We start from the raw sequence: 9013 nt of genomic DNA on the forward strand, positions 1-9013 counted from the left end.
TCGCACTCATCGACCCATCCGAGGGCGAAGTCGTCGACGAACTCACGGACGGTGTCGATGGCTACACCTACGGCGATGCCGTGCTGACGAACGACGGGAACTACCTCTTCGTCATCGAAGACTCCCTCTCGCAGGTCCTCGTCATCGACACCGCATCCCGCGAAATCGCCGCCGAGGTTGCGATCGGACCCGGCGGCACCCACATGTACCATCCGAACGACGAGGAGATGTGGGCCCACTCCGACGACGAGGGGACGTTCTACGTCATCGATACGTCGGACCATGAAGTGGTCGAAACCGTCGAGGCCGGCCTCGATGGAGAAGGACACGGCAAACTCCTCTACCACGAGGACTTCGGCTCGACGGGCTACGCGACGAACGTCAACGACGCGGCGGCACACGTCATCGACATGGACGCCTACGAACGCGTCGACTCCATCGAGTTCGGCGACGAGGGCGGCACCCACTACAAGGCGTACAGTCCGCAAACCGGGCTCGCCTACTTCGAACGCTCCGGCGGCGTCGGCACGACCGCCGTGGTCGACACCGAGACGAACGAGGTCGTCGACGAACTCGAGTTCAGCGGCGGCCTGTATCTCACGCCGGACGAGGAGCGACTGGGCAACATCGGCGAGGACGAGATNACTCGAGTTCAGCGGCGGCCTGTATCTCACGCCGGACGAGGAGCGACTGGGCAACATCGGCGAGGACGAGATTCGCCTTCTCGACGCGACGAGCGAGACTACCGACGAGATCGGGTCCGTCACGGTCGAGGGCGGGCCGGACGCCATGGAGTACTACGAGGCCGACGACGATGACACGCTGTACGGCTTCACCGCGAACACGACGACGCCCGAGGCAGCCGTCATCGACATCGACGACCTCTCAGTCGTCGGTCGAATCGACGCCGGGAGCATCGAACAACCGGCGGATGCCCACAGCCTCCACCGATCGGCCGTCTCGGGCGACGGATATTTCTTCACGCCCGCGGATGCCGACGGAACCGTCGCGGTGATCGATATGGCTGCTCGTGAACTGATCGAACACGTCCCCGTCGAGGAGGGTGTCGGCGCCGTCCAGTACGTTCCCGAGTCAGAATGAGCGCCGACGAATCGCTCGAGTGTGACCGGCGGTCCCGTCTGCGGCCGGCTTGGAGATTCGTCGCGCTGGCTGTTGCGGCCTTCGTACTGACGAGTTTCGCGACGCCGGTCGCGGCGCACGCCTATTTGAGCGATTCAAATCCGGCCAACGGCGAACGGATCGATTCCGTTCCCGACGAGATAACCCTCTCCTTCTCGGGCGACGGCGTGCAGGTCGCCGACGCTACCGTCACCGGTCCCGACGGCGCAGACGTAAGCGGTGCCGCCGAAATCGACGCCGATGACTCCCAACTCGTCCGCGTGCCGATCGAGAGTTCGGCCGACGAGGACGACGCCGAGGGGCTGTACAGCGTCGAGTGGGAGATTCTCGCCGACGACGGCCATACGGTCAGCGGCTCGTTCGTTTTCAGCGTCGGCGACGACCCGCTCGACCGCGATGCGGTACTTGCGGCCCACGAGGACGAGGGACCGGATGAGGAGGTTTCGCCGGTCGCTGCCGGTGCGAAAGGACTGTTGCTGGTCGCACTCGTCGGTCTCATCGGAGGACCGATTACGGCCGTCGTCGCCGTCTATCCAGCCGTTTCACGAGTCGAGCCGTCGGCTCGGTCGCTCCGGACAGTCGACCGACGACTCGGCCAGTGTTTCGCTCTAACCGGCGCTGTTCTGTTCGGCTCTGTACTCGCGCTTGGACTGGTGCGGGCGACTTCGATCGGGTCGCTCTCCTTCGAGACGATGGGCCAGTTCCTGGCCACACCGCTCGGCCGTGAGTGGCTCGTTCAGGTCGGGTTGACCGCACTTCTCGGGGCGATTCTTGTCGGCGGGATAACCGGACGGCTCCCCCGTCGAGGGTGGCTCGCCGGCACCGCAGTCGGGGCCGCCTTCGTCGGTGCGACCGTCGGTTGGACGAGCCACTCGGCCACCGCCATCGATCGGCTTCAGGGAGCCGCCGTCGACATCGCTCACCTCGTCGGTGCCGGCCTCTGGGTCGGCGGACTCGTCGTCCTCGCACTCGTCGTGCCAGCCGCGCTTCGCGAGGCGAAGCCAGCCGACAGAAGCAACCTTGCTGCCAGGGTGATCCGGCGTTACTCCCTGCTCGCACTCGTCGGCGTGACGCTCGCCGGCGCGACCGGACTCGTCCTCGCGAGTTGGCACGTCCCGTCGCTCGCCGCACTCGCGGATTCCCTCTACGGACTCTCACTCTCCGCGAAGTCCCTCCTCGTCCTGCTCGCGCTCGGGCTCGGCGGTCTCACCCGATTCGTCCTCCTCTCCCGGCTCGCGGAGAACTCGAGCCGAGAGTTCAGTGCAGCGGCTACTGCCGCCGATACCGGTACTGATACCGCTACCGTCGCCACGTTCGTCCGCGCCGTTCGCTTCGAGGTTGCCGTTCTCGTGGCGGTCCTCCTCATCTCCGGACTGTTGACGTCGGCCCCGACTGCTGCGGTCGTCGGTGACGGAGCCGGCGACTCGGAACTGGCGACGATCGAACGCGAGGTGACGGACGATATCGCTCTGGAACTGCGGGCCGGTCCGGCGGCTGACGGCGCTACTGCGACCGCCGGCGAAACCGGCGATTCGGACCGTTCGAACGGTCGGCAACTGGTCGTCCGGCCCGGCGACCCCATCGTCTTCGACGTCGCCTTCGCGAGTTCAGCGACGGCCGGCGGTGCGCGGATCGACTCGGACGGCCCGGTGCGCCTGCTCGCGACTGCGACGGAGGGGGACCGGACGATCAACGTTGCACTCGAGGAGACCGCGGACGGGACCTACGCGACGGTACAGACGCTTCCCGTCGAGGGCGACTGGGAGGTTCGGCTTACCGGGAGCCCGAACGACGAGTTCGTCAGCGAGACGTACCACGTGCGCGTTGAGACTGTCGAGACGGACGGCGCGCACGCCGACCACGACGGCGGAGCCGCCGGATCGCCGTTGTCGTTGTTCCTCCAGTTCGGCGCTGTGGCGATTGCGGTCGTCGGCTCCGTTGCCGTCGCCGTCGAAGCGACGCGGTTCCGCGACCGGGTCTAACGGCTCCGCGGAGCACCGCGGATTCGGCTCGCCGACATCGTCTCGGTCACCGATCCCGCCACGGAAACCGCGAACACTTAGTACGGTGGCTTGCAACACACACCACCATGGGATTCGACGAGATGGACGTCGACACGATATGGATGGACGGCGAGTTCGTCGACTGGGACGACGCGCAGGTCCACGTACTCACGCACGGCCTCCACTACGGGAGCGGGATCTTCGAGGGCGCGCGCTGTTACGAGACGGAACGGGGCCCCGCGCTCTTCCGCTGGGAGGAACACCTGGAGCGGTTTTACGACTCGGCACAGCCCTACGAGATGGATATCGACTACTCGGCCGCTGAACTCACCGAGGCCACGCTCGAACTCATTCAGCGCCAGGATCTCTCCTCGTGTTACATCCGACCGGTCGCCTTCTACGGCTACAACTCGCTCGGCGTGAGCCCCGAGGACTGCCCGACGCGAACGGCGATCGCCGCCTGGCCGTGGGGTGCGTACCTCGGCGAGGACGCCCTGCAGAACGGCATCGACGTGATGATCTCCTCGTGGCGCAAACACGCCTCGAGCCAGGTGCCGACGAACGCCAAAACGACGGGCCTGTACGTCAACAGCCTCCTCGCCGGCGAGGAAGCCCGCCGAAACGGCTACGCGGAAGCGCTCGTCCTGAACAAGGAAGGCAACGTCGCCGAAGGCCCCGGCGAGAACGTCTTCCTCGTGCGCGACGGCGAACTCTACACGCCCGGCCTCTCGGAGTCGATCCTCGACGGCATCACCCGCGATACGGTGATCACGCTCGCCGAAGATCTGGGCTATACGGTCCACGACAACGTCTCGATTTCGCGCGGCGAACTCAACACGGCGGATGAACTCTTCTTCACCGGCTCTGCGGCCGAGGTCACGCCGATTCGGAAGGTCGATAACGTCACGATCGGCGACGGCTCCCGCGGCCCCGTCACCGAAGACGTTCAGTCCCGATTCTTCGAGGTCGTCGAACGACGGACGGACGAGTACGACGACTGGTTCGAGTACGTCTGAGGACGTTCGGTCGTCGCTGCAGTATCGAAACGGGGTCTACTTCTCCAACACCAGAAGCCGGTCAATCGTCGTCGTCACTCGGTCGCGTCGGATTCGCGTTGCTCTCGTCAACGACATCGATCGGGACGCCGGCGTCCATCCCGCGAGTTCTGTCCGCGTCGCCAAACCCGGCGCTCAGCACGCGGGTGAGTGCGTCTTCGACGTCCTCGTTGAGTTCGGTGATGCGTTCGGGATGGACTTCGACGACGTAGCCGGTCGTAATGTTCGGCGATGTCGGGAGAAAGAGGATCTCCCTGCCGTCTTCGGTTACCTTGCCGGTTTTGAAGGCAGTCATGCGGAGGCCGTCCCAGACCTCGATTTTGACCGGTTTTTGCAGCGATTCTTGTTCGCCGAAGGCGGTTTCGGCGGCCATCTTCGAGGCGTTGTAGACGACGCGCATGACGGGGACGCGATTGGCGACGTTGTCGACGAGGCGTTCGACGAGGCCGCCGATGGTCGTGCGCATGAGGTAGCCGACCGAGAAGGTGAGAACGATGAAGACGGTCAGCGTGACGATGACGCGAAGGAACTGTGCGAGCTGTTCGCGAGTCTGGACGGCCTGGTCAGCCTCGCCCGGGATCAGCGGTATGAGGGCCTCTTCTCCGAGGATGATGCCGGGAGTAACGCCGGCGACGAGGCCGTAGAGCCAGTAGATGACGTAGAGCGTAATGAGGATGGGGCCGAGGACGATCAGCCCGCTCGCAAAGTCCCGCTTCCACGAAGCCATATCGTGACAGTCTCACTAGGGGCTAATGAGCCCTTCCCTTTATCGACCGATGACCGCTCGGAGCGCGAACCAGAGATTTTCCTTTCGTTCCATCACGCGTCGATAGAAGTAGGACTTCCAGCGGCTGCCGTAAGGAGCGTACTGCCACATGTCGTACTCCCGTGCGAGTTCGTACTGTGCGTCCTCGCGAACGCCCCTGAGCATCTGGAACTCGAAGTCGGTGCCGTACTCCTCGTGGAGGTCGATCGCGCGCTCGATCATCGCCGGGTCGTGGCTCCCGACCGCGATGCCGCCGTCGAAGTGCTCGAAGGCGAACTCGAGGAGGGCTTCGTACTCCGTGTTGACTCGGTCGCTGTCGGTGTAGGCGATGTCGGCGGGTTCGTCGTAGGCTCCTTTGACGAAGCGGACTTTGCCGGGCACGCCCGCAAGCCGTTTCACATCCTCTCGCGTTCGCTTGAGGTTGGCCTGGACGCAGACGCCGACGCCACCGGTGCCGCCGGAGCCGAGGTCCGATGCGGATCGCTCGCCGTCGCTGTATTTCCGTGCGAACTCCTCGTGTGCGTCCAGGGTGGCGTCGGTCGTCGTGTGGTCTTCCATGTCGATCCAGACGAAGATGCCGCGGTCGGCTGCGGTTCCGACGATAGTCTCGAGTTCTTCGCGGAAGACATCCTCGCCGAGATCGAGGCCGAGCTGTGAGGGTTTGACCGAGATGCAGGCATCGAGGTCCGAGGCGGCGATGTCGGCGACGAGCGAGCGGTACTCAGCGGCGTCGTTGCGGACCGTATCACGGTCGTCGTAGTGTTCGCCGAGAAGGTTGACGATTACCTTGACGTTTCGTCGATTGGCCCGGCGGACGTGATCGAGTGCCTCAGCAGGAGACTCCCCCGCGACGAACCGGCGTGCGATTGGCGGGATCATACGATAGCAGTCGATAGCCTGTCATAAGACGTTACTGTTCGAAATGTGAAATGAGTTCGCGCCCCTCGCGATCTCGGTCGACCATCGCACGGACGGTAGTGACGGCAAGTCTCGCCAGTTAGCAGCCGTTCGTGAGTACTCCCGTGAGATAGCAACGTCCGTGAGACCACTTCACAGTGGGTGGCGACCCGAATCACTGCCGGTTAAGGCGTCCGGACACTTCTCGGCGAATATGGCAGTACTCGAGACAGTCGTAATCGCGTTCTGGGCGATGATACCGGCGTACGTGCCGAACAATGCAGCGGTGCTCGGCGGTGGCGGTCGGCCGATCGATGGGGGGCGAACGATGGGCGACTCCCGCCTGCTCGGCGACGGCAAGACCTGGCGCGGAACGGCCGCTGGAATCGCCGCCGGGCTCGTCCTCGCCGGCGTTTTGACGGTTCTGGCCGAGAACGTAAGCGACGTACTCGGCTTTGCAGTCCCCGAATTCGCCCCCCTCGCCGCGGTCGGACTCGCTGCCGGAGCGATGCTCGGTGACATCCTCGCGTCCTTCCTCAAACGTCGAACCGGCCGCCGGCGCGGTGCGATGTTCCCCGGACTCGACCAACTCGACTTCGTCGTCGTCTCGCTCCCGCTGACGGCACTACTCGCCCCCGACTGGTTCCGCGAGTGGTTCTCGCCGGCGGTCATCCTCGTCATCGTCGTTCTGACGCCGGTTCTCCACGTCACGACGAATATGATCGCGTACAAACTCGGCCTGAAGAACGAACCCTGGTAGTACGAACAACCCTGAACTCCTGTCGGGGACCGGTACCCCCTCTGGGACTCACCGTACTACCCGCTGTTGCTCGCCCCGCTCTGTCCCCGTCTACGACGGTGCTTCCGATGGAGCGGGCGGTAACATCGCCTCGTCCATCCAGAACGACTCGACGGCCGCTCCCAACGAGGCGAACTCGTCCGGTCCGCTCGGCTTGGTAAGATACGCGTTGGCGCACAGATCGTAGCTTCGCGCCACGTCCTCGCTCGCCTTTGAACTCGTCAGGACGAGGATCGGCAGTGACGCGAGTTCGGGATCGTTCCGTATGGTCTCGAGCACTTCGAAGCCGCTCACCCGCGGGAGATTCAGATCGAGAAGGACGAGGTCGACGTGGACTGACGCTTCCGACGCGAACCGCTCCTGGAGGACGGTCAGGGCTTCGTCACCGTCGGAGACGGTGTGAAAGCGTGTCTCGACATCGACCGTCCGAAACGCCTCCTGTGCGAGTCGCACGTCGCCGGGATTGTCCTCGACGAGCAGGATCTCGATTGGTTCACGGGAGGTCTGGTGGCTCATAGTAGACAGAGAGAGTAACGTACGGTAGCTGGATAAACTTGCGTACCAATATACTTGGTATGTACTTGCCTCGCGTATCCATCTCACACGGTATCGTTCGTGTCCAGTGCTGACCGAAGATCGTCCATGGCGTCGTCGTAGGCTTCGTGAGCGCGTTCGATGGCCACTGGTTCGGTGATCATTCCGAAGAAGCCGTGGATCAGATCGTCGTAATTGTAGTGGGTGACGGGGACGCCAGCCCCCTCGAGCCGGGTTGCGTACGCTTCGCCGTCGTCACGAAGGGGATCGAATCCGGCGGTGATAATCGTCGCGGGCGGGAGACCGGAGAGGTCGGTCGCTCGCCGTGGCACAGCGTAGACGTTGCCCTGATCGAGGGGGCGCTCGAAGTAGTGGTCGCGGAACCAGGCCATCTCATCGGCGGTCAGGAAGTATCCCTCGCGGTTTTCCTCGTACGAATCGGTCTCGGTGGCATCGCCCGTCGCCGGGTAGATCAGGAGTTGGTACGCGACGGCCGGCCCACCCTGGTCGCGCGCGAGTAGCGCCGTTCCCGCTGCCAGGTTGCCGCCGGCACTGTCGCCCGCGAGAACGATCCGGTCCGGGTCCGCATCGAGTTCAGGTGCGCTCTCGGCGGCCCACTCGAGCGCGGCATAGCAATCCTGCAGTCCGGCGGGAAACGGGTGTTCGGGTGCGAGCCGGTAGTCGACGCTGACGACGGGGTAGCCGGAGTCGGCCGCGAGTTTGCGGCAGGTGTTGTCGTGGCTGTCGACGCTGCCGACGACCCAGCCGCCGCCGTGGAAGTAGAGGATGAGGGGTCGTTGGTGTTTTTGTTTTTGCTTTCCCTCTTGCTCTCGTTCTCCGTCCTGTTTCCGCCCTCGCTGGTGGTCCCCTCCCGCTCCCGGTTCGTAGATCCGGATCGGGATTTCTCCGTTCGGTCCGTCGACCGTTCGATCGGTCACCGATTCGAGTTCGATAGCCGGCTCGCCCGCTCGGAGTTCTTCGAGCATCGCGCGGGCCCGTTCGACCGGCACCTCGTCGAACGAGGGTGTCTCGAGGGAGTCGTACAGTTCGAGGAACCGCTGTACGTCGGGATGCGGCTCGGCAGCCCTATCTGCTGTCATCGACTGACATATTCGCCGCGGCATGAAAAAGGTATAGTGACAACTGCAACGGGTTTCACACCGATTCATAGCCGTCGGGTGATCGGGCGTACTGTGACGTGCGGCGGCTACTGTAGCACCGGCTATCGTGACTCGCAGTGGCTACTGTCGCTCCGGTCGAGGTTTGCGCGCACGGCGAGTCGGATGGACCACTGTGCGGGTGGATAGTGAGTAAAACGGGATTTAGCCGAACACAACGGAATTTGGCCGGAAGCGCAGGATCAGCCGGGTCGGGACAGAGTCGTCGCGTTCCACACCGCTTATTTCGGTTCGCCTCGCCACTACGAGCAATGACTACCGAGCGGGAGGACGCGCAGGATGCACAGGGGACGCAGGAGCTCATCGAGGCGCTCCGCGCGGCCGGTGCCGTCCAGTTCGGCGACTTCGAACTCGCCCACGGCGGCACCAGCGACTATTACGTCGATAAGTATCGCTTCGAGACCGACCCCGACTGTCTCTCGGCCGTCGCCGAGGCTTTCGCCGATCGGATCACACCGGACGACAAACTCGCCGGCGTCGCACTCGGGGCCGTCCCGCTCGCGGCCGCGACGAGCGTCGCCGCCTCCGTCCCCTACGTCATCGCCCGCAAGCAGCGCAAGGAGTACGGCACGGCGAACCTCATCGAAGGTGAACTCGACGAGGGCGAGGACTGTCTCTTATACACATCTCTGAGCGGGCTG

Annotated in this window: 9 protein-coding genes; 5 read left to right on the forward strand and 4 right to left on the reverse strand. The window is 64.2% G+C overall.

The genetic code is table 11. The features are described 5' to 3' along the window. Positions 1 to 789: 789 nt before the first annotated feature. The 3 genes from C481_RS23190 to C481_RS06055 all read left to right on the forward strand — a co-directional run bounded on the left by C481_RS23190 (position 790) and on the right by C481_RS06055 (position 4159). Positions 790 to 1101: a YncE family protein gene (locus tag C481_RS23190; protein ID WP_394295600.1), complete on the forward strand. Its 312-nt coding sequence runs from the start codon at positions 790 to 792 to the stop codon at positions 1099 to 1101. Further along, positions 1098 to 3122 (forward strand): copper resistance CopC/CopD family protein, encoded by a 2025-nt coding sequence (locus C481_RS06050; RefSeq protein ID WP_006108248.1) that lies wholly within the window; start codon positions 1098 to 1100, stop codon positions 3120 to 3122. Before C481_RS23190 ends, C481_RS06050 begins: the two co-directional genes overlap by 4 nt. Positions 3123 to 3229: 107 nt before the next feature. Beyond that, positions 3230 to 4159: a branched-chain amino acid transaminase gene (locus C481_RS06055; protein ID WP_006108249.1), complete on the forward strand. Its 930-nt coding sequence runs from the start codon at positions 3230 to 3232 to the stop codon at positions 4157 to 4159. A 61-nt stretch (positions 4160 to 4220) separates the two neighbouring features. Here C481_RS06055 and C481_RS06060 read toward each other — a convergent pair whose 3' ends face one another. Then, positions 4221 to 4925 (reverse strand): DUF502 domain-containing protein, encoded by a 705-nt coding sequence (locus C481_RS06060; RefSeq protein ID WP_006108252.1) that lies wholly within the window; start codon positions 4923 to 4925, stop codon positions 4221 to 4223. A 39-nt stretch (positions 4926 to 4964) separates the two neighbouring features. Next, positions 4965 to 5843, reverse strand: a complete 879-nt coding sequence (locus C481_RS06065; protein WP_006108254.1) for a proline dehydrogenase family protein — start codon at positions 5841 to 5843, stop codon at positions 4965 to 4967. Between the two features lie 232 nt (positions 5844 to 6075). Between C481_RS06065 and C481_RS06070 the strand changes: the two genes are divergently transcribed. Continuing rightward, complete coding sequence (locus C481_RS06070) at positions 6076 to 6621, forward strand: CDP-2,3-bis-(O-geranylgeranyl)-sn-glycerol synthase (protein WP_006108256.1); 546 nt, start codon at positions 6076 to 6078, stop codon at positions 6619 to 6621. A 90-nt stretch (positions 6622 to 6711) separates the two neighbouring features. On the opposite strand, the gene C481_RS06075 is transcribed toward C481_RS06070, so the two are convergent. Continuing rightward, positions 6712 to 7176, reverse strand: a complete 465-nt coding sequence (locus tag C481_RS06075; RefSeq protein ID WP_006108257.1) for a response regulator — start codon at positions 7174 to 7176, stop codon at positions 6712 to 6714. Positions 7177 to 7259: 83 nt separating this feature from the next. Further along, the gene (locus C481_RS06080) at positions 7260 to 8294 is read right to left on the reverse strand and encodes an alpha/beta hydrolase (RefSeq protein ID WP_006108259.1); all 1035 of its coding nucleotides are present in this window, start codon (positions 8292 to 8294) and stop codon (positions 7260 to 7262) included. A 329-nt stretch (positions 8295 to 8623) separates the two neighbouring features. On the opposite strand from C481_RS06080, the gene C481_RS06085 reads away from it, so the two are divergent. Then, positions 8624 to 9013, forward strand: a 390-nt coding sequence (locus C481_RS06085; protein WP_006108260.1) for an orotate phosphoribosyltransferase, incomplete at its 3' end; no start/stop codon positions are given.

The organism is Natrialba asiatica DSM 12278 (assembly GCF_000337555.1).
In the GTDB taxonomy this organism is placed as follows: domain Archaea; phylum Halobacteriota; class Halobacteria; order Halobacteriales; family Natrialbaceae; genus Natrialba; species Natrialba asiatica.

Coding starts and splice junctions, on each gene's coding strand:
- C481_RS06050 (WP_006108248.1), top strand. CDS start 1,098: ATGAGCGCCGACGAATCGCTCGAGTGTGACCGGCGGTCCCGTCTGCGG.
- C481_RS06065 (WP_006108254.1), bottom strand. CDS start 5,843: ATGATCCCGCCAATCGCACGCCGGTTCGTCGCGGGGGAGTCTCCTGCT.
- C481_RS23190 (WP_394295600.1), top strand. CDS start 790: ATGGAGTACTACGAGGCCGACGACGATGACACGCTGTACGGCTTCACC.
- C481_RS06055 (WP_006108249.1), top strand. CDS start 3,230: ATGGGATTCGACGAGATGGACGTCGACACGATATGGATGGACGGCGAG.
- C481_RS06075 (WP_006108257.1), bottom strand. CDS start 7,176: ATGAGCCACCAGACCTCCCGTGAACCAATCGAGATCCTGCTCGTCGAG.
- C481_RS06080 (WP_006108259.1), bottom strand. CDS start 8,294: ATGACAGCAGATAGGGCTGCCGAGCCGCATCCCGACGTACAGCGGTTC.
- C481_RS06060 (WP_006108252.1), bottom strand. CDS start 4,925: ATGGCTTCGTGGAAGCGGGACTTTGCGAGCGGGCTGATCGTCCTCGGC.
- C481_RS06070 (WP_006108256.1), top strand. CDS start 6,076: ATGGCAGTACTCGAGACAGTCGTAATCGCGTTCTGGGCGATGATACCG.